Origin of the sequence: Saliphagus sp. LR7 (genome assembly GCF_003344565.1) — an archaeon.
Classification (GTDB): domain Archaea; phylum Halobacteriota; class Halobacteria; order Halobacteriales; family Natrialbaceae; genus Saliphagus; species Saliphagus infecundisoli.
Genome location: NZ_QPND01000105.1, coordinates 1 through 251, shown reverse-complemented (window position 1 = coordinate 251; position 251 = coordinate 1). Strand labels below are relative to the sequence as shown.

1 pseudogene is annotated in these 251 nt (G+C 57.8%); it reads right to left on the bottom strand.

The features are described 5' to 3' along the window. A pseudogene (locus tag DVH23_RS23355) lies at positions 1-251 on the bottom strand (IS5/IS1182 family transposase); the annotation flags it as partial.

Below are 251 nucleotides of genomic sequence, written 5' to 3'. Positions count from 1 at the left end.
TTCCGATATGGCCGTCCCACGCCTTCTTCGTCGTGAAATGAACGTCTTTGATCGCAAGCGAGTGCACGTCAATCAAGATCGTCGTCTTCATCGACTGGAACGAGAAGTTCGCGCGATCGCGGTAGTGGTAACTCGTTTGATCGCGCTGGAAGCCACTCGCGTCAATGGCCGCTTCACCACTCCAGCCCACCTGCTCCGCGCTTCGGCGGAGCAGGTGACGGAGTTCACGCATCCGGTATTCCTGTTCCCAG